This is a genomic window from Nitrosomonas mobilis (assembly GCF_900103035.1).
In the GTDB taxonomy this organism is placed as follows: domain Bacteria; phylum Pseudomonadota; class Gammaproteobacteria; order Burkholderiales; family Nitrosomonadaceae; genus Nitrosomonas; species Nitrosomonas mobilis.
This window is the reverse complement of the sequence record NZ_FMWO01000032.1, coordinates 47,658-67,730: the sequence shown is the minus strand read 5'-3', so window position 1 is coordinate 67,730 and position 20,073 is coordinate 47,658. Positions and strand designations below refer to the sequence as shown.

Genomic DNA, 20,073 nt, shown 5'->3' with positions numbered 1-20,073 from the left:
GATGATATGGTTTTTCAGTTATGAGCACTTTTCATTTACTGAATAGCATAGGGGAGGGGCATTAGCGTCAAGACAGGTCCTGTTGGTGTTTTCCAGTGAATTTCGTAATTTTCTACACTACTGATTTGAATCACGGCCAATACATCATAACCGCCGATGGGAGAAATCGCGGCGTTGACGATCATGCCGCTTGCCTGTAGTCCCATTTCCTGACTGAATAATGGATCACTCGCTGCAGCGATATCAGAGCATGCTATGTGCGCTCGATACATGCGTCGTTTCAGTTTTCCCAGATACTGAGTTCGCGCGACAATTTCCTGCCCGGGATAACAACCTTTCTGAAAACTAACACCGCCAATCTTGTCGAGATTGATCATCTGGGGAATAAATTCTTCTTGTGTTTCTGGCTGGATGCTGGGAATGCCTTCGCAGATTTCCTGCCATTGCCAGCAATGTGATCCAGCAGGTATTAGCTCATGCCTCAATCGCTTCCAGATTCTGGTGGCTTCAGCCAACGTGGTGATAATTTCAATGCGCTGTTCGCTATGGCGGATTACTTGGCCCTCACTTGTATCAGAGAAGGATAACGGTTCAAATCTGGGTAAAATTTCTGTGAAGCAGTTATTTAGCACGGCCGTGGTATTTTTATCGATGATGCCGATACGTACTAGATTGTCGGTCTCATCGTGTAAAGTAACCTTTGTTCGCAATACAAACATGCTAAAGCGTTTGATTGTGGATTGCACCAGGCTGGCTGGCAATTGCAGCCAGTAGTCCGCACTTTCGACCCTCTTCCAAATCAGGAAATTACTTAATAATCGCCCTTTTGGCGTGCAATAACCTCCATAAGTTGCGGTGTGCCCATTGAGCATGCTGATATCGCAAGTCAACTGTCCTTGTAAAAAGCTTTGAGCGTCTGGTCCGGAAATACGGATCAGCCCGAGATAGGAGAGGTCTACCAGCACAGGCGACGCCTGCACTTGCTGTAATTCTGCAGCGGGATCGCCAAAATGTTCGATCTGATTTAAGTTGATTCGGGCATTCCCCTCCCGGAGAAAATCGAGCCAGGCAGCATTCATATGCAACTCACAACAAAGTTTAGTTTGATAATAATTATGCTGACAATAACCATGATTATCGATTCTAGAGATGCCCTCTATTGCGCCTGGATTGCTTCAAGATTTTGTTTGGCTTCTTCATTGCCTTGTTTCGCTGCTTTTCTGAACCATTCAATAGCTAAATCCTTATCTTGAGTTGCCCCACCTTCACCAGTGAGATAAATGACTCCTAAATTATTCTGCGCATCGACATTTCCCTGTTCGGCAGATCGGGTAAACCATTTAACTGCCGTTGACGTGTTCTGAGCAACCCCTTCCCCATTGAGATAGAGTAGCCCAAGATTAAATTGGGCATCAGCATGCCCCTGTTCTGCTGCACGAGAGAACCAGCCTGCAGCTGTTACAGGATCAGACTCCATAATGTTACCTGCAGCATCGCGTGAGACCGCCTCGCCCAGATAAAACATGGTACCCAGACCATTTTGAGCATCCGGATCACCCGCTTCTGCATCCATGCGCAGTTTTTTGAAACGCTCTTCTGGTGTCATGCCGTCATCCAACGTTGGTATGATTTCTTTCTTCAGTGCATCTTGTTCTTCGGCAGATAATCCCTGTTTTAAAAAAGAAGGTAGTTCACCAAGGGGGGTAATTTCATTGAGCGTTGATTGCTGTGTTCCTTTTGATGTATCAGGAGTGCTGGCATTCTCCGAATTTCCACAAGCAGTCATCATCAGTGCAATGAGTATGGTCGGTATAAGATATGGCATGTTGTTGGACCCTCCTGGTTGAATATGAATATGAATATGAATATGAATAAGGATTTGGTTTATTGAATATTGATCGGCCGGTCACGGCAAAAGACGGACTATTGCCTGGCACCAGCATCACGTAGAATTTTGATGACATCGCGATGATTGTACCTTTGTGCCAGAAAGAGCGCAGTTGCATCATTCCCGGCTTTGATGTTGGGGTCGGCTCCCGCAGCGAGCAGGGCTTTGGTGATGTTCTGGTAACCGTTCTGCGCTGCCAGCATCAGAGATGTTGCGCCATTATTGGCTGATTTGTTGACATTGGCACCAGCCCGAAGCAAATCCTGAACCCCGTTTTGGAAATTCAATCGTGCAGCATACATCAGTGCGGTTATTCCTTCCTGATTGCCAGCATCGATATCGGCGCCAGCCTGAATCAGCAGACGCAGAATTTCGATTCGGCTATACTGTGCGGCAATCATCAACGCAGTTGTTCCATCGGAAGATACCGCATCTTTCTTTGCGCCCTTCGCTAGCAATACACGTACCACATCAATTCTGTCATCGCGTGCCGCCAGGTGCAGAAGAGAGCGATTTTCCTCAATAAGAACATTAATATCAGCACCATTATTCAGCAGGAATTCAACGATTTTATCCTGTCCGTTTACAGTGGCCTGGATGAGCGCCTGATTTAGGGTGGATTGATCAAAGGAATGTGATTCGGTTAATAAAGATTGGATGCGAGACAGTTGTCCACGGCCTGCTGCATTGATCAGTTCATCTTCCGTCTGGCTGATCGCCTGCTCGGTTAAGGCTGCAACTGGTAGCAATAGCATGATCAACCCAAGAAAATAAACGTAAAACCGCAGTCTGCTGATTAATTTTATGAGCATGGTCAGATCGAGTAATTGGTTAATGTTCAGTGATAGAAAACATGCGCTGGTATTCCCTGATCGCATAACGGTCCGTCATTCCTGCAATGTAATCGGCAATAGCCTGATGCCCGTATTGATTAAATTTCTGTTGATATTTTTCCGGTAGCAGTGCGGGGTCGGCAGAAAAAGCGGTGAATAATCTTTCAATTGTATGCCGCGCCTTGTTGCTCATGCGCATCACCTGATAATGTCTGTAAAGATTCTGGTATAAGAAACGTTTCAAATCACGTTGCTGGCGCCTGATAGTATCGCTGAAGCCAATCAGGACGGGCAATCCGCGAACTTGATCGAGACTTTCCGGTTTTGCCTGTTCGATGTTGGCCTTGCTTTGCGCAGTCAAGTCAGAAGCCAGTGTATTGATCATGCCACGAATCGTTTCATGGATTAGACGCCTTTCACTCAGGTCGGGATAGCATTTTTGTACGGTGTACATATGCCCGGCGAAAATGTCCACCTCTGCAAGCTGTTTCAGGCTGATGAACCCTGACCGCAGACCATCATCGACATCATGGTTATTATAAGCGATTTCATCCGTCAAATTCGCTAGCTGTGCTTCCAGGGATGGACTGTAATTATTCGTGAAGCGTTCACCCAATTCACCTAAAGTCGGTATTCTGGACTTGGGCACTTTCTTCAATATCCCTTCACGGGTTTCAAAGCAGAGATTCAGCCCATCGAATTGGGCGTAACGTTCCTCAAGCACGTCAACTACCCGTAATGACTGCAGGTTATGCTCGAACCCACCATATTCACGCATGCATTCATTCAGCGCATCCTGACCGGCATGACCGAAAGGCGTATGCCCTAGATCATGTGCTAATGAAATCGCTTCCACCAGGTCTTCATTGAGTGCCAGGTTGCGCGCAATTGATCGTCCGATCTGGGCAACCTCCAGACTATGAGTGAGGCGTGTGCGAAACAGATCCCCTTCATGATTGACAAATACTTGGGTTTTGTATTCGAGCCGCCGGAATGCCTTAGAGTGAATGATTCTGTCCCGGTCTCGCTGAAATTCACTGCGTCCGGAAGGCGAAGATTCGTGAATTCGACGCCCGCGCGAATTCCGATCGGATACGGCATAATGTGCCAGCTCAATTAAAGTCATGAGGAATCTGAAACTGGTGGAACGACATCGTGCCAGAGTGTAAATTTCATAAAAGTACCTCTAAAAATTCAGAGTTTTAAGCAAGACTGGGCGCGAATAAAAAATATTGGCGTAGTATATTACTGATGTGTAAGAAGGCAACTTTTGTGAGTAACGAAGTATTGTGGTGAAACCTGAATTTCTAGAGGTGCTCATAAGTATTAGTATTAACTTTAACTTGCCCTCGATTGTATTTGATTGTATTTCTACGCGCTACCCTTGCGATTTGCTTTCTTACTTCCCACACCATCCAATATACGCATGACGAGGTCAGATGTCGAAATACCGGATGTATACGTAAGCTCCTGAATCATTTCTGCTGGCAATGACTCGCATAGCTTGTATTTATCCAAACGTTCCTGCTCCGATGCGCAGGCAAAGGTGTAAATATCAAAGCCATGTTGTTGCATAAATTCCAGCGTGACACTCGCCGGGGTTTCCGTTATTACGGCATTGGCGTATTTGCACGCGGCGACGACGGCGGCGCGTTCGGTCTGTTTCATGACCGGCAGCTTACCTTTGTTTTCCACCACGCGCTCATCCGAAACCACGCACACTGTCAAATGTGTTCCCAATGCACGCGCTGTTTGCAGGAAATTCACATGGCCTTCATGAAATAGATCGGCCACCATGCGGGTATACACGCGTATTTGCCGTTGATTTATTGGCCACGCGGGGATTTCCCGCTTCAAGCGTATAAGCGCCCGTTCCAGCCATTGGCGGCTGCGCAGCGCGAGTACGTCATCAGGGTCTTTTAACGCGATCTGATGCGCATAACACCATGCTTTGGACAAATCACCCACCAGCCAGCGCTGTATCAGCCGGTGATACGCATAGCAGCGCACCAGCAAGGTAAAACTCTCCAGATTGAGCGCGGATACCACGGTATCCCAATGAGGATTTGGCGTGCGCCAGTCGCCGTAAAATGCAGTAAGAATTTTTTCCGGCTGGCGCGGAAACCAGACCATGCCATAATCTGTTTCGCGTGGGGTCAGATCAAATTTGGGAAAAACTGATACCCGCTGATACTCATCGGGATAACCGGGCAGCGCGAAACCGCCTACGATCTGCTTGCCTCTCGCCTGCAGGCCGCAGATATCGAGCGTAATCCCCAATTCCGGGTGCACGTAATCGCGGTAATTGGCGTATTCAATCCGCATCGGCGAGCGCGCCCACCCGGCTTGCTCCAACGCAGCACAACAGGCATCCCACGATTCCATGCGCACGGCGATGTCGAGATCCTTGTCGAAATCCAGCAGGCATCCGTTACGAACCAAGCCCAGCAAAGTGCCGGCAAAAGGAAATGCTGGAATATCCAGCCTGGCCAGTTGCGCGCACGTCGTCCATAGCAATTGCTCGGCTTTGCCCGAGACAAAGACATTTTCCTCGGTTTGCAGCAGTTTCACCGGCTCTTTCTGCGGCGGGATTTTTCCCGTTCTGGCCAGCGCCATCAAGTGATTCAGCGCATCAGTGAAATGTGCTTGGGCGGAGGGTAAATCCAGTAAAACAAAACTCGCGGTCCCCAGCACATGCGCCCAATGTGCCTTGTGAAAATCTCCTTGCACATGCGCATAAATTTTTGCGGCATACGCAGGCACATCGGTCGCCCGACCGGTACGCATCGCCAGCGAGCACCATAATCTGGCCACATCCTGCGACAGCGGATTCTCAATTTTCAGTGGATCGAGTATTGCATCAGCATCATTGAACTTACCGGCGGCGATTAAGCTCTTCGCTTTCAATAATAATTCTTCGTGTTTTGTAGTCATATTTGGTAATCCATTAGTCGCATCCGCTCCAATATCTAGCACAATTAATGATTGCATTTTAACCATTGTTCAATATAATAGGAATTATTCTCATTATTGTTTAAAGGTTTTAGTGAGACGGAGCGGAACATAATTTTATCGATTGGTGGATGAACACATTTAATTAGGAGGCAAAATATGGCAGTCAGCACAACACCACGCCCCAATCTGGGCTCAGGCTCTATCAAGTTTATCGATGGTCTTCCTTTTGAAGGAATTGGATCCGCCGGGTTTACCGAAAATGATTTGCTCATCATTGGAGATGATCTGGATAATTTTCTGGAAGGTGGTGACGGTCACGATGAAATCGAAGGTGGCGGCGGTAATGACATCATCAAAGGCGGTGCCGGCAATGGCATACTGAAAGGTGGTGATGGTGACGACGACCTTGATGGCCAATCCGGAACCGAAAAGCTGTTTGGCGGTGCCGGCAACGATATATTACGCGCCGGTGACGGCTATGACCGCCTAATCGGTGGCGACGGCAATGACACGTTTGGTTTTTATGGCACCGGACATTTCCAGGTTGCCGATTTTAAAGTGGGCGAGGATCGCCTGTTCTTTGATTCAGATGTTCTAGGAATCCAATCATTTGATGAATTGGTGTCATTTATAACTGGCGTTACCGATAATGGCGATGACGGGTTTACCGTTGAATTTATCGGAGGTGCGGCCACCATTGAACTGGTTGGTGTCAACATAAACTCGATTACCCCGGATATGATCGTGTTTGATCTGTAAATGAAGATGTTGCTTACTTCCAGCCCAGGCTGGAAGTAACGGTTAACGGTTTTAAAGTTATTATTTCACGGTATACAGGGTCATCATACCGGCACTGATATGGTCATTGACATGACAGTGATACATCCACGCACCTTCCACATCGGGTTGCATATCCAGTGTTTTGGTGGCCGCCGGCAGTACTTCGGTTACATCCAGGCGGTTGCCGTTGTGCAGAAGCGTCGCGCCGTGCCAATGCGGCGTATGCAGATCCACCTCGGTTCCCATGCCCAGGATATACCAGCGCACACGCTCTCCCTTATGCATCAGATAGCCTTGATTGTTGCTATAAACCAGCCCATTGATGCCGTGCATCAAATTACTTTCCGCGAAGACTTCATCCTCCGGGTCGCAGGAATCCGCGCAGGCGGATAGATTGGTTGCCAGATGCAGGCTGGCATTTTCATCGAACACCGTAAATAATGAGATGAATTCACGATCGACATCTCGCGGCGCACCATCCGGTTTTGCTCGTCCTCTGCGGGTGATGATGATCGGACCGATCAATCCGGCATTGGTGTCGGCAGGTTCATTCACGTGGCCGTGGTAAATCCAGGCAATCGACGATGGATCATTCTTACCCGGCCCGGCACGTTCCGGAACACTCCAGACATAAGTGTGTTCCCCGCCTGGCGCGACTATGCCATCTTGTTGATGGGCACCGCCCGTAACCTGGGCGTGTGGAGCACCCTCATGCGCCTGGGTATATTGAACGCCATGCGGATGGATGCTTGCCGGGAAACGCGTATTGTTTTTGAAGTGAACGATGATCCGGTCCCCGACAGCCGCGCGAATGACCGGCCCGAGTATGCCCAGATGCTCTTCTGCGGCACTACGCGGTTTGATGGCACCAAACCCTTCGGTATATTGCCGGTAAACGGATTTCAAGTAACGCCGCCCGATCCCATGTTCCACGAAGATGCGCTGATCCGCGTCAAATTCATTGCCGGTCATCGGGTCGATAGGAAAAGAAGGCGCATAATCCCACCGTACCTCATCGGCTGCTATCCAGTAAACTCGTTCCACCGACTTGGCAAGAACCGGACTGCCGCTCAATACAATCCACATCAAAACCACGGCGAAACCAAAAATTTTATTTTGCAGCATGTAAAAATTTCTCCTGATTAAAGGAAATCCTGAACAAGTGCTATTCCGGACTAGAGTGAGAAATCTATTGCATTGATTAAAAATTTTTAACTGAATTCGGAATGACAAATATGAGTTATTCAGGGTTTCATGAAATAAGTGCAGACGTAATGACTAGACTAACGTTGGCGATTCCTTTCATGCGTCCGCGTTCCTCATTCAAACGTGCACGTTATTGCCATTGGTCGGCTACTGGTGAAACAAACACGGTAGCTGGCTATGATGGTTTCGCGAATAGTAGAACCGGCCTTGAAGTACCGGAAGCGTGCCCTCAAACACGGCTTCCCCTCGCAGGAAGGCTAGGACTGCGAGGAGAAAACTATGGTTTTAAAGTAGGCTGCTTTCGTATTCCACAATGATCGCGGTCAATATCGATCGCAGTGCAACAGCTCTGTCAGCATTTCCGGTATTAATTGCGTCTTTCAGATCCCGTATTGCATTTTCCAGATTGGAACGCTTGGACACGCTTAGACGTTGACTTAGATCAGATGAGAAAATTCCAGAATAGAGCGACAATCTTTCCAAGGCCAATAAAGCTTGGTTTTTATCGTTTATGTAATTGACTTCGATTTGCTGGATGCTTCTCCTAATCTGCCCCAGAATACCTCTACTGATTTCACTGACGATCTGGTCGGCAACTACACTCGACAAGTCACCGGTGAGCTGGGCTTTGATTTGACTACTGCCAGACGGATTATCCTGCGCGATGAAATTTTCCACGATGCGATAAAAATATTCGCCTTCGATTTGTTTTTCCCTGGCTTCGTCAACTTCGTCAGTTCTGTTCTCGATAATGCCTTCCACTTCACGCAGCACACCGACCAGGAAACTTCTAGCCAGCGGAATGACGATATTTTCGCGCGCCAAAGCCAATGACAATGCATCTCCCGTATCAGTCTTATCAAGTGCTCGCTTGCCTAAGGCAAAGGCAGCGGTGATTTGATAATCGAGATCCGGGTCGCTGCCTGACACAATCGATTGCTTATCAGCAGACAGCACTTTGTCTTCTTTATTCGCTGTTTTGGCAATAGCAGAGTAAGCGGTATATGCTCTATCCCACTCGAGGGTGAGCTCATCCGTTGTGAAGTTATCGAATTGCGCCAATGCGAGTGTGGCACGATCGTAAACTACCAACGCAAATGTCTTTTGCAGCGATTTATCGATCACCTGCAATGCCAGTGCGACTTGATCGCCGGCCTTAATCTGTGCAATCGCTGCCGATACATTCTGATCAACCGTTTGCCCATAGATTTGGTCGACCAATTGCGTCAATTGCTGTAAATCCCCTGCATATTTTGCGGCGATAGCATCCGCATCGATCGGTGCCTGATTCCGTAGCGCATCGATTGCCTGATAGTTGGCAAGTGCATTCTCAACGATAGCGGTATGCTGGGTTATTTCATAGTTAGCTCGGTTAAGCGTATTTTCATACTCCGTTAAAATCGCCGAGATGGCATCACGCGCTTGCTCGGATTTCGACGCGCTTAATTCGTTGCTGGCAGTAAGTAAATTCTCCAGTTCATTTTCCAGATTGCTCCGATCAGCGGCTCCCAGCCGCACTTCAAGATCTGGCAGCAGGATTCTGGCATAATATTTGGCGCCCGCTGCTTCCGCCACGGCATGTGGACGATCTTTCTCGGTAATTGCGCGAGCTTGACCGTTCATCTCGCCAACCACCCGACCGATAAAGCCTTTGCCTAACTCACTGACAATCTCATCGGCGACAACTTTCGATGGATCTCCCGTCAATTGCGCTTTTATTCTCAAGCTGCCGGCAGGATTTCCTCTGGCCACTAGCGATTCAATAGTGCGATAAAAAATTTCCCCTTCCTTCTGCAAAACACTCGTTTCATCGGGGTCGAAACCTCTCTGCTCAATAACGCCGGCGACTTCGCGCAACACCCCAATATAATAGGCCCGCGTAAGCGACATCCGGATCCCATATCGTGCGATTTGCACCGTGATGAAATCTTCCTCCGGATTGCTTTTATTTAAAGCCGTCCTGACTCTGGAAAAGTGATCGTTCACTTCGGCATCAAGCCCGGGATTGCTGCCCGCTTCCAGCGCTTGTCGGTCGGCTGTCAAAATTTGATTCTCTCTGGCGACAGTACCGGAAATGGCCTGGAAGGCCGCCACTGATTCATCCAGCATGGCTGTTAAAACATCTGATGTGCCGGTTTCAAATTGGTCGCGGATAGCAGCAATGCGATTCCAAATGCTTTGATAGAAAACACGTTGCAGCGTCTTGTCGATAACTTGTGCCGCAAGCCTTGGCGCATAGTCGTTTTTGATGTCGTCGATAGCTGCCAGCACATCGCTATCCAACGTCAAGGAATTCGCAGTATCGACCTCCTGCGTCAATGTTTGCAAAGCGCCAGCATATTCTGCTGCGATTGCATCTCCATTGATCGGAAATTCTTTACGCAATGTTCCTATGGTTTTAAAAGCTGTGACGGCCGATTCAATGACTGAAACATTGGATGCGGCTGCTGCGGTTAGCGTATTGCCGATACCGAGTACCATAAAGCACAAACTCATCAGCAATACCTTACGCAGTGAGTTTGCGAATCCCTTAAATAAAAACATTTTTAAACATCCTTTTAGAATTAGTTGATGACAATACGAATTTTAATGATAATCGTTATCATTAAAAAGGTCAAATAAAAAAACGCTACTACCGACTTCTACCTACTAGAAGTTGGCGATCAGCGACGCTCTAACCGCAATCGGTGAACCCGGTGTGATATTGAAGTCGTTATGCGCTGAGGAAAAGTACTTGGTATCGAACAAATTCTCGATATTCAATTGGCCACGGAAGCGCTTGCTAAACTGCGCGAAAAGTGCCGCATCGACGCGCGTGAAGCTGGGTACACTAACCCGATTGGTCAGCGAAGCAAACATATCGTCCCGGTGAATTACACCGAATGCCGCACCGATACTTGGCGTAATATCATAGCGGCTCCATATCGAGAAGGTGTGGCGCGGAAGCTCGGCAACCGTTGCTCCTTTCCGCGCGACGCCGAAGATGTCGCTGGTAATTTCCCCTACCTGATAGGCGTAACCGCCCATTACGCTCCAGTTGGGCGTCAGTTGACCGGCCAGGCTGACTTCGACACCTTCGGTACGCTGACCTTTGGTTAGGAAAGTCTGTCCTCCGACAATCGAATTGATGACATTGCTGCGATCCAGTTGGTAAACAGCAGTGGTGAAAGCCAGGTCAGGCCGGATATCCCATTTGACCCCGGTTTCCAGCGTTACAAACTTTTCCGGCTTGAGCGTTTCAATCGTGACGTTCAAAGCCGTGAGCTGATCACCAGCCCGTGGCACATAGGCTTGACTGTAACTAGCATAAAATGAGATCGGCTGAAACGGTTTATAGATCACGCCAAAACGGGGTGCAATCAAGTCATCTCTTGATTTCAAGTGATCCATCGGGCCATTTTTCTGCTGAAAATCCACTTCAAACAAGTCATAGCGCACCCCGGCAATCACCTGAAGTTGGGGAATGATCTCGATCTGATCCTGAATATAGAGTGAAGTGATATTGACAATGCTACGGTTCAACGCATCCAAATCGCCGCCCGAATCCCGTGTTCTGAACGTGATCGGGGTATCGGTGGTCGGATTGCTCAAGGGAACCAGCAGATTGGTATTGGCCCGATTATTATTGAACAGGCCGGTCGCGCGCCTGTTATCGGTTTCTTGGCGACCGACTTCGACACCTGCCATCAACGTATGCGAAATGGACCCGGTATTCAAGGTATATAGCAGATTTGTCTGGTTGAAGACATTTTCACGCGATGTCGTGTTGTTATAAGCTCCTATCGATACTAGACCAGTTAACGTATTAAACCCGCTATTGGCAAAAACATTCTGGTAAAACTTATCGTAGGTCGCATAATTGGTGCGATTCTGCAGCATAACGCCGGAGTCAAATTTATGTTCAATCAAGGAATTAAACGACAATACATCAACAATCGCATTACTACGCTTGGCATCGCCAAAGAATTGCGATTGCCGCACATCGACGGGTCCTGTGACTTCTCCACGAGCGCCCAGAACCGAGGTAATACCGCGATCAGCGGTGCGGTCATCATGAAACCGCTCCATATTGGCGACTATTTTAGTGCGATGCGTTGGTTTAATAGTCACCGTCGGAGAGATTCCAAGCCGCTCCGAGCCCACGCCATCACGAAAACTACCTGCATTTTCGTATAGCGCATTCAAACGAACGGCAGCCACATCATTAATCACATATCCGACGTCAGTCGTCATTCTTTTTAGATTGTAAGATCCACCCTGAAAAGTAAACTCTCGCACTGGTTTCCAATTGGCTTGTTTGGTAACACGGTTAACAACGCCACCTGAGCCGCCACGACCAAAAATCATGCCGTTAGCGCCTTTGAGCACTTCAATACGCTCAATGCTATAAAGATCGCGGAAGTATTCGACATCATCACGGATGCCATCAGTAAAAAAATCGCCGGTCGAACGATTTCCACGAAATACGAGCGCATCACGATTACCTTCGCCCTGCGAGACGCCAACACCGGGTACATAACGGACAGCATCGCCAATACTCCGGATTGACTGATCTTTAATCAGGTCATCGGTTATAACCGAAATAGATTGTGGAACATCGAGCAACACAGTATTGGTTTTCGTTGCAGTATTGGTGCTGACTGCTGCATACCGGTTTGTAGCGTTGGCGGTAATCTGTATTGCAGGCAGGACAGTAGCAACAGGATCCGTTGGCGACGCGGATATTGCCGTTAACACATAGCTATCGCCCTGTTGCACCACTTGCAGGCCGGAGCCGGCAAGCAACTGATTCAGCCCCGTTTTAATCTTAAAATCACCGGTTAATCCTGGTGTCACTTTACCCTGCAACATCGTAGAATCAATGACAAGTTTTATTCCCGCCTCCTGCGAGAACTGAATCAAGGCATCGTACAAGTAACCGGCAGGAATATTGTAGGTTCGTAGCGCCGCTTCAGTGCTGTTTGCTGATTCAGCAACACTTGGTTTAGACAGAAAAACTGCCGCCAGACCCAGACTGATTAGTATTGCAAAAAAATAAATACTTCGAGTAGAACAACGGACAACCATGATATTAGGGCGTAATTATTTTTGCAGTTCTTGCCAGCTCCTGGCACAGATAACTCTTATTCCAATATATAGAATCAGGCAGCAAAATGCTCCGATGATGCGGGTAATTTTAATAAAGACATCTCTAAAAATCCATATTTCGTCATAATACTGCGTTATTTGTAATAAATATTTAATTGCATATTAATTATATTCTGCGTAAACAATTCTTATTCTCGCCCGGTCTTGTTTGAAACTCTGAGCCTTTAAAAGCACCCATAAAAACGAAAAAATCATTAATAATGATAATGATTCTTAATTATACTTTGGTATTTTTAAAAAGCAAATGACTATTTAAGAAGGCCATCTATTTTGATTAATGAGAGGTATGCATTAGTGGTTTTATGCACCCAGCAGCCTTGCTGATCAGTTTAGGATCAATATTTGAAAACGGCTTTCCAGAAACCCAGCGCGCCATCGCTGATAGCCATCCGACAACGACAGCAATTCCTTGTGCCCCGTTTCATCAGAACCGATAATCACCAGAAGACATAACCGATTATCCGTTCTAAGCGTACCGTAGACCCCATCCGACCAGACATAGGCATAACGCTTGTTACTTCAAATCACGCCGACTCCAGTCCCGGTAGTCCGGCCCCATTGTTGCTTCAGGTGGCTGATTATTGTTGGTGACAATCCTGGTGCATCCGCTCCCAGAATGCGTTTCAGCATTTCGCTAAAGCCTCCCGTTGAAACCAGTTTCAGATATTGCCAGGGTAAAAATTCTTCAGCATTTCGCGTGCGCTTCAAGTAAAGAGGAATCAAGCTGCCCTGATCAAATTATAACTCTTCAGCTTCACATAATTTTTACTTTGTAAGAGCTAGAATCATTTCAAGAGTTAAATTGAATTGTTTAGTGCGGTTATTGATGGGACAGCATAAAAGATTTTCAAGTAAAGAGGAATCAAGCTGCCCTGGTCAAATTGTAACTCTTCAGCTTCACATAATTTTTACTTTACAAGAGCTAGAATCATTTCAAGAGTTAAATTAATTAGTGCGGTCATTGATGAGACAGCATAAAAAATTTATTAGTTTTCAATATGAAAATAAAAATTCAACATATCGTGAACATGATGCTAAAGAAGAAAATAGTATCGTTGTGCGAAAGTTCTGTCCCCTCTATGAGCCTGCTAGGAAAGATATACCCGCACTCGTTAAGCTGCACCATGCAGACTTTCTTGCTTCCCCTAACAAAAAATACTTTGCCCCTTGACAACCTAAATGGTAGAAAAATGATTACTAAATTATCCGTAGTTTTTCTAAGTTTAATCGCGGTTCCGTTTTTGAATGGGTGTAATCACGCAGAAACAGAAACGCATCATGAGTTGCCAAAATTTGAGGCAACGACACCGTTTCATAAAGATGTTTCCCTACCCAGGCAATATGTCAGTCAGATTAAAGCCATCATGCATATTGAAATCCGCGCTTTGGAAAAGGGCTACTTAGAGGGTATTTTTGTGGATGAAGGGCAGTGGTTAAAAAAAGGACAACCCATGTTTAAAATTATGCCCAAAATTTATCAGGCGGAATTACAAAGAGCGAGAGCCGAGGCGCAAACTGCAAAGATCGAATACCTTAATACCAAAGGTTTGGCTGATGAGAATATCGTCTCGCCCAATGAGTTGGCTTTGGCAAAAGCGAAACTAGATAAGGCTAATGCGGAGGTGAGGTTTTCGGAAACCCGCTTGGGTTTCACCGATATCAAAGCATCTTTTGATGGGGTTATGGGTCATTTTAATGCCAGGATCGGCAGTCTTCTCGATGAAGGCGAGTTGTTGACGGAACTATCTGATATCAGACAATTGTGGGTCTATTTCAACGTTCCAGAAGCAGACTACCTGAATTTTAGAATGGAAGAAGGCGACAAACTTGGTGAAACTGTCCAACTAAAAATGGCAAATGGCCAGATTTATGATCACACGGGTGTCATTGAGACGATTGTAGGTGATTTTGATAACACTTACGGCACCATTCAGTTTCGTGCCTTATTTCCTAACCCGGACAGAATTCTCAGGCATGGTGAGACAGGAACTATCCTACTGACCAAGCATTACCCAAATGCCATGATTATCCCGCAAAAAGCGGTGTTCGAAATCATGGATAAAAATTATGTCTACGTCATCAATGAAGAAGAAAAGCTGGAGCAAAGGCTTATCCATATAGAGGCTGAGATGACAAAATTGTTTCTTGTTAGCGATGGCTTGAATGTCAGCGACAGAGTGTTGCTTGAAGGTATACGAAAAGTTAATCCTGGAGACAAGGTGAGCATCAATTTAAGGCCGCCCGAAGAGATCGTTCCGGAATTAGAGTTGTATACCGAATAACTGTTTAGTTTTTAAGGATTAGGCCATGTTTAGTATTTTTCTTAAAAGACCTGTGATGGCGATTGTGTTATCACTGATGTTCGTATTTATGGGTCTTTTGGCAATGAAATCATTGCCGGTTTCCCAGTTTCCAGATATTGCGCCGGCTCGGGTCACGGTTGCGGTATCGTTTCCCGGTGCCAGTGCCGAAGTACTGGTGAAATCGTCCCTGATTCTCTTAGAGCGTGCTATCAATGGCGTGCCCGGTATGAGATACATCACTTCGGATGCAACCAGCGCCGGCGAAGCGACCATTCAAGTGTATTTCAATCAAGGCGTTGATCCTAATATTGCGATGGTCAACGTGAAGACACGTGTGGATCAGATGATGAGCAGGCTGCCAACACTGGTGGAGCTGGAAGGCGTGATCGTGAACTTCGTCCAGCCCAGCATGCTTATGTATGTCAATATCTTCAGCACGGACAAACACGCGGATCAGAAACTTTTATTTAATTATGCCTACGTCAATGTCATTCCAGAGATTCAGCGCATTACGGGGATCGCCCAAGCGACCATACTGGGCTCCCGCCAATATGCGATGCGCGTTTGGCTGAACCCGGAGCGGATGCGAGCTTATAAAGTCTCGGCAGAAGATGTGATGGAAGCCCTGGCAGATCAAAGCATTATCGGTCGTCCCGGTCGTCTCGGGCAAAGCACAGGCAAAGCCGCCGAGTCCAAGGAGTATGTGTTGGTCTATAAAGGGCGTTTCAATAAGCCGGAAGAATACGAAGATATTATTATCCGGTCTTCTTCGGAAGGCCAGATTCTGCGCATAAAAGATATAGGCGAGGTTGAGCTGAACAGTGAGTTTTACAATATTTACTCTGATAAAGACGGATACCCTTCGGCGTCTATCGTGCTTAAGCAAAATTACAACACTAACGCGCAAACAGTTATAGCGGCAACGAAGGAAAAACTGGAAGAATTGAAAAAGTCCTTCCCTGAGGGTATGGACTACGAAATCAACTATGATGTGTCGCGTTTCGTCGAGGCGTCCATCGAACAAGTATTACATACCTTGGTGGAAGCATTCGTTCTGGTTTCCCTGGTGGTTTTTATTTTTCTTGGCGACTGGCGTTCTACTTTGATCCCTGTCCTCGCGGTACCGGTTTCGCTGGTTGGAGCATTCGCCGTTATGTCCGCGTTCGGGCTTTCCATCAACCTTATCACCTTGTTTGCTTTAGTGCTGGCTATTGGTATTGTGGTCGATGATGCCATTGTGGTGGTGGAAGCTGTGCATGCAAAAATGGCCGACGAGCATTGCAGTCCTTATGAAGCTTCTCGAAAAGTATTGGGGGAAATCGGCGGCGCTATTGTAGCGATTACGCTGGTCATGGTATCGGTGTTCGTCCCTATTGCATTTATGCCAGGACCGGTTGGAGTGTTTTATCGAGAATTCTCTATTACCATGGCATCGTCGATCATTATTTCAGCAATTGTGGCGCTATCGCTTGCTCCGGTACTGTGTGCCATGATCCTTAAAAATACTCATGGTCAGCCGAAACGAAAAGATCCAATCAGTCTTTTCATCGATGGCTTTAATTTTGTTTTTGAAAAGGTCACTGGGCGCTATGTCCGATTGATGAACTTCATGGTCACTCGGCGCATTGTCACGCTTTTGATATTGGCCGGGTTTTCCTTCGGTATATTTATAGTCGGTAAAACCTTGCCTTCCGGTTTTATTCCCGGCGAAGACCAAGGCATGATTTATGCGATTATCCAAACGCCGCCCGGCTCAACCATCGAAGTGACCAACAAAGTGGCGCGAGAACTGGAAATGCTAGCTGAAAAAATCGAAGGTGTTAAATCGATTTCTTCCCTGGCTGGGTATGAAGTACTCACTGAAGGTCGCGGGTCAAATGCAGGGACCGTTATTATCAATTTGAAAGATTGGTCAGAGCGTAAACATTCTGTAATAGAGGTTATCGAAGAGTTGGAAGAAAAAACCCATGACATGGGTGCAGTCATCGAGTATTTCCAACCTCCGGCGGTGCCAGGATACGGCGCGGCATCGGGTTTGTCATTTCGCTTGGTAGATAAGACAATAAATACAGACTACTACGAATTCGATGAGATCACCAAAAATTACATGAATGCATTGCGCGAACGTAAAGAATTGACCGGCTTGTTTACCTTTTATGCGGCCAATTATCCACAATACGAGCTGGTTATCGACAATAAACTTGCCATGCAAAAAGGGGTTACCATCAATGATGCGATGAATCAGTTGGACATCATGATCGGCAGTACCTATGAACAGGGCTTTATCCGTTTCAATAACTTTTTTAAAGTATACGCTCAGGCCTTGCCGGAATTTCGGCGTGCCCCCGAGGATGTGCTGAAATACTTTGTGAAAAATGATGAAGGTGAAATGGTACCGTACTCCGCCTTCATGACTATGGTGAAAAAGCAGGGACCCAACGAGCTCACGCGTTATAACCTCTATAACACGGCAGCGATTCGCGCTGAACCCGCAAAAGGTTACACCACCGGCGACGCCATCAATGCAGTCCTGGAAGTCGCAGAAGAGACCCTGCCAAAAGGTTTTGACATTGCTTGGGAAGGCTTAACATTTGACGAAGCCGCACGGGGCAACGAAGCGCTGGCGATTTTCTTTGTCGTTATCTTGTTTGTCTACTTGGTGCTGGCCGCGCAATACGAAAGCTTTCTTTTACCCTTGGCCGTCATACTTTCTCTGCCCCCCGGTATTTTTGGTGCTTTCTTATTATTAAGAGAATTAGGGCTCGCCAATGATGTGTATTCACAACTGGGAATGGTGATGTTAGTTGGTTTACTCGGGAAAAATGCCGTATTGATTGTCGAATTTGCATCCCAGAAGCAAGCCCAAGGCATGACAGTTATGCAGGCAGCGATTGCGGGTGCACAAACGCGTTTCCGACCGATTTTGATGACGTCATTTGCTTTCATAGCTGGGTTGATACCTTTGGCGATGGCCACGGGAGCGGGAGCAATCGGCAACAGGACAATTGGTACCTCAGCGCTGGGTGGGATGATTTTCGGTACCGTGTTTGGTGTCATCATTATTCCAGGGCTTTATTATATATTTGCCAAAATGGCAGAAGGTAGAAAATTAATTAAAGATGAAGACCTTGACCCATTAACCGAGACTTATGACTATGGCCCTAAAAATGAGATCAAAGACTAAAATATTTCAGATTATGGCTTCAAGCGCGTTGGCACTTATGCTGCAAGCCTGCGGTACGCCTGATTTGCTCATCAAAAAAGAAGACACACATCTTCCCACTGTTTTTAAAGAAGGTGTTTTGGATGAAGACAATGTGGCAAATATTAAATGGGAAGATTTTTTTAGTGACCCTAATTTAGTAAATTTGCTGAATATAGCTGTTGAAAATAATAAAGAAATAAATATTGTGATGCAGCGTATCAGTATTGCGCAGAATGAAATTCAAGCACGTCGAGGCGAATACTTGCCATTTGTAGATATTGGTGGTGGTGCAGGTAGGGAAAGAGTCGGCGAGTTTACACGCGATGGCGCTGTTGAGGAGCATCTGCCAGTAAAGGAAGGCCGAAATTTTCCTAGGAACGTGGGGGATTATCGCTTTGGGCTGTTTTCAACCTGGGAGATAGATATATGGAAAAAATTGAGGAATGCGAAGCAGGCCGCTGTTTTCGAGTATATGGCGTCAAAAGAAGGTAAAAATTTTTTAGTGACTAACCTGGTCGCTGAAATTGCCCATTCGTATTATGAACTGCTTTCCTTGGATAACCAGCTTAACAATTTACAGAAAAACATTAATATCCAGCAAAATGCTCTGGCAATGGTCAGGCGTCTGCAAGAGTTCGCAAGAGCAAGTACACTTGCCATCAAACGCTATGAAGCAGAAGTGGCAAAAAACAAAAGTAAACTATACCAAACTCACCAGAGTATTACTGTTGTTGAAAACCGGATAAATTTTTTGCTAGGGAGGACGCCGCAACCTATCCAGCGTGCTTCTGATAGTTTTATGGAGTTCAAACCCTTCATGCTTAAGACAGGCATTCCGTCACAATTGCTGCAAAACAGGCCTGATATTAGGCAAGCAGAGCTTGAGCTAGCGGCGGCGGAATTAAATATAAAGGTGGCCAGGGCTAATTTTTATCCCTCCTTTAGCATACATGCTGGTATCGGATTTGAAGCTTTTGCAATTAAGTATCTGATCAATACCCCAGAGTCGTTGGCGGCCACTATCGCGGGAGAATTAGTGGCTCCACTGGTCAATAGGAATGCCATCAAAGCGGAATATAAAAATGCCAATGCCAGACAGATTCAGGCAGCTTTTGAGTATGAGCAAAGAATTATCAGAGCTTATACTGAAGTAGCGAATCAAGTTGCAAATATCAATAACCTAGACAAAAGCTATCAGCTTAAGACAGACCAAGTTGAAGCGCTCAATAAATCAATTGATATCGCTAGCAGCCTATTCAAATCTGCTCGTACGGACTACCTGGATGTGCTGTTGGCACAAAGGGAGACCTTGGATGCCAAAGAGGATCAAATTGAACTGAAACAAAAGCAAATTGACGCAATGGTGGATCTTTATAGATCACTTGGCGGAGGGTGGCAGTGAGCCTCAGGCATTTCGATTTCATCCATCCATGGCTGGGCAGGGTTTAGTTTCGATGGCAACTATACCTGGCCCACATCCAATGTCACCTTGGTGGAAGAGAGCTTTCGGGTGCAGACCTCTGCCGGTCGGCCGCTGCAAGGCCATTCCAAACATATTATCAATGCCAGCCTGAATTATTGACAATATCGATACCGGTACCCAGGACACCTTGCTTTATAACGTCGCCACCGAGTACAAGCATATTCCGCGAAGTTGGACACTGATTCTGGTCCAATTTTTTCAACGCATCACGGCGGGTACGCAAAGGCTGTGCGGCACGCGGTGGCCGTTCAGCGCTAGTCTATATCCTGCTG

Annotated in this window: 13 protein-coding genes; 5 read left to right on the top strand and 8 right to left on the bottom strand. The window is 46.6% G+C overall.

Annotated features, from left to right (window positions below; all coding sequences use genetic code 11):
* Positions 1 to 35: 35 nt before the first annotated feature.
* The 5 genes from ygfZ to NSMM_RS03085 all read right to left on the bottom strand — a co-directional run bounded on the left by ygfZ (position 36) and on the right by NSMM_RS03085 (position 5,655).
* Complete coding sequence (gene ygfZ / locus NSMM_RS03105) at positions 36 to 1,079, bottom strand: CAF17-like 4Fe-4S cluster assembly/insertion protein YgfZ (protein WP_090284506.1); 1,044 nt, start codon at positions 1,077 to 1,079, stop codon at positions 36 to 38.
* Positions 1,080 to 1,156: 77 nt separating this feature from the next.
* Positions 1,157 to 1,825 (bottom strand): tetratricopeptide repeat protein, encoded by a 669-nt coding sequence (locus NSMM_RS03100; protein WP_090284504.1) that lies wholly within the window; start codon positions 1,823 to 1,825, stop codon positions 1,157 to 1,159.
* Between the two features lie 98 nt (positions 1,826 to 1,923).
* Positions 1,924 to 2,643, bottom strand: coding sequence for an ankyrin repeat domain-containing protein (locus tag NSMM_RS03095; protein ID WP_218120989.1), 720 nt, complete (start codon positions 2,641 to 2,643; stop codon positions 1,924 to 1,926).
* Positions 2,644 to 2,719: 76 nt separating this feature from the next.
* Positions 2,720 to 3,847, bottom strand: a complete 1,128-nt coding sequence (locus NSMM_RS03090) for a deoxyguanosinetriphosphate triphosphohydrolase (protein ID WP_090284498.1) — start codon at positions 3,845 to 3,847, stop codon at positions 2,720 to 2,722.
* 245 nt (positions 3,848 to 4,092) lie between these two features.
* Complete coding sequence (locus NSMM_RS03085) at positions 4,093 to 5,655, bottom strand: FAD synthase family protein (RefSeq protein ID WP_090284628.1); 1,563 nt, start codon at positions 5,653 to 5,655, stop codon at positions 4,093 to 4,095.
* Between the two features lie 177 nt (positions 5,656 to 5,832).
* On the opposite strand from NSMM_RS03085, the gene NSMM_RS03080 reads away from it, so the two are divergent.
* A complete protein-coding gene (locus NSMM_RS03080; protein ID WP_090284496.1) occupies positions 5,833 to 6,435 on the top strand; it encodes a calcium-binding protein in 603 nt (200 codons plus the stop codon).
* 60 nt (positions 6,436 to 6,495) lie between these two features.
* On the opposite strand, the gene NSMM_RS03075 is transcribed toward NSMM_RS03080, so the two are convergent.
* The 3 genes from NSMM_RS03075 to NSMM_RS03065 form a co-directional block, all read right to left on the bottom strand.
* Complete coding sequence (locus tag NSMM_RS03075; RefSeq protein WP_090284494.1) at positions 6,496 to 7,581, bottom strand: multicopper oxidase domain-containing protein; 1,086 nt, start codon at positions 7,579 to 7,581, stop codon at positions 6,496 to 6,498.
* 366 nt (positions 7,582 to 7,947) lie between these two features.
* The gene (locus NSMM_RS03070) at positions 7,948 to 10,206 is read right to left on the bottom strand and encodes a hypothetical protein (RefSeq protein WP_090284492.1); all 2,259 of its coding nucleotides are present in this window, start codon (positions 10,204 to 10,206) and stop codon (positions 7,948 to 7,950) included.
* Between the two features lie 105 nt (positions 10,207 to 10,311).
* Positions 10,312 to 12,729 carry a TonB-dependent siderophore receptor gene (locus NSMM_RS03065; protein ID WP_090284489.1) on the bottom strand — a complete coding sequence of 806 codons (2,418 nt, stop codon included), beginning with the start codon at positions 12,727 to 12,729 and terminating at the stop codon, positions 10,312 to 10,314.
* A gap of 1,045 nt (positions 12,730 to 13,774) precedes the next feature.
* Between NSMM_RS03065 and NSMM_RS15045 the strand changes: the two genes are divergently transcribed.
* Genes NSMM_RS15045 through NSMM_RS03045 form a run of 4 tightly spaced genes read left to right on the top strand, consistent with a single transcriptional unit; the run spans position 13,775 to position 19,720 of the window.
* Positions 13,775 to 13,981 (top strand): hypothetical protein, encoded by a 207-nt coding sequence (locus tag NSMM_RS15045; protein ID WP_143001839.1) that lies wholly within the window; start codon positions 13,775 to 13,777, stop codon positions 13,979 to 13,981.
* A 19-nt stretch (positions 13,982 to 14,000) separates the two neighbouring features.
* Positions 14,001 to 15,092, top strand: coding sequence for an efflux RND transporter periplasmic adaptor subunit (locus tag NSMM_RS03055; RefSeq protein WP_090284487.1), 1,092 nt, complete (start codon positions 14,001 to 14,003; stop codon positions 15,090 to 15,092).
* A 25-nt stretch (positions 15,093 to 15,117) separates the two neighbouring features.
* Entirely contained in the window at positions 15,118 to 18,297 is a 3,180-nt protein-coding gene (locus NSMM_RS03050) for an efflux RND transporter permease subunit (RefSeq protein WP_090284484.1), read from the top strand.
* Positions 18,263 to 19,720: a TolC family protein gene (locus NSMM_RS03045; RefSeq protein ID WP_425412349.1), complete on the top strand. Its 1,458-nt coding sequence runs from the start codon at positions 18,263 to 18,265 to the stop codon at positions 19,718 to 19,720. The genes NSMM_RS03050 and NSMM_RS03045 overlap by 35 nt, the downstream gene beginning before the upstream one ends.
* Positions 19,721 to 20,073: the final 353 nt, after the last annotated feature.

What these genes read in the sequence shown, in the direction of transcription:
- NSMM_RS03080 (WP_090284496.1), top strand. Translation starts at nt 5,833, where the DNA reads ATGGCAGTCAGCACAACACCACGCCCCAATCTGGGCTCAGGCTCTATC.
- NSMM_RS03085 (WP_090284628.1), bottom strand. Translation starts at nt 5,655, where the DNA reads ATGACTACAAAACACGAAGAATTATTATTGAAAGCGAAGAGCTTAATC.
- NSMM_RS03055 (WP_090284487.1), top strand. Translation starts at nt 14,001, where the DNA reads ATGATTACTAAATTATCCGTAGTTTTTCTAAGTTTAATCGCGGTTCCG.
- NSMM_RS03045 (WP_425412349.1), top strand. Translation starts at nt 18,263, where the DNA reads ATGACTATGGCCCTAAAAATGAGATCAAAGACTAAAATATTTCAGATT.
- NSMM_RS03100 (WP_090284504.1), bottom strand. Translation starts at nt 1,825, where the DNA reads ATGCCATATCTTATACCGACCATACTCATTGCACTGATGATGACTGCT.
- NSMM_RS03065 (WP_090284489.1), bottom strand. Translation starts at nt 12,729, where the DNA reads ATGGTTGTCCGTTGTTCTACTCGAAGTATTTATTTTTTTGCAATACTA.
- NSMM_RS15045 (WP_143001839.1), top strand. Translation starts at nt 13,775, where the DNA reads ATGAGACAGCATAAAAAATTTATTAGTTTTCAATATGAAAATAAAAAT.
- NSMM_RS03070 (WP_090284492.1), bottom strand. Translation starts at nt 10,206, where the DNA reads ATGTTTTTATTTAAGGGATTCGCAAACTCACTGCGTAAGGTATTGCTG.
- ygfZ (WP_090284506.1), bottom strand. Translation starts at nt 1,079, where the DNA reads ATGAATGCTGCCTGGCTCGATTTTCTCCGGGAGGGGAATGCCCGAATC.
- NSMM_RS03095 (WP_218120989.1), bottom strand. Translation starts at nt 2,643, where the DNA reads ATGCTATTGCTACCAGTTGCAGCCTTAACCGAGCAGGCGATCAGCCAG.
- NSMM_RS03090 (WP_090284498.1), bottom strand. Translation starts at nt 3,847, where the DNA reads ATGACTTTAATTGAGCTGGCACATTATGCCGTATCCGATCGGAATTCG.
- NSMM_RS03050 (WP_090284484.1), top strand. Translation starts at nt 15,118, where the DNA reads ATGTTTAGTATTTTTCTTAAAAGACCTGTGATGGCGATTGTGTTATCA.
- NSMM_RS03075 (WP_090284494.1), bottom strand. Translation starts at nt 7,581, where the DNA reads ATGCTGCAAAATAAAATTTTTGGTTTCGCCGTGGTTTTGATGTGGATT.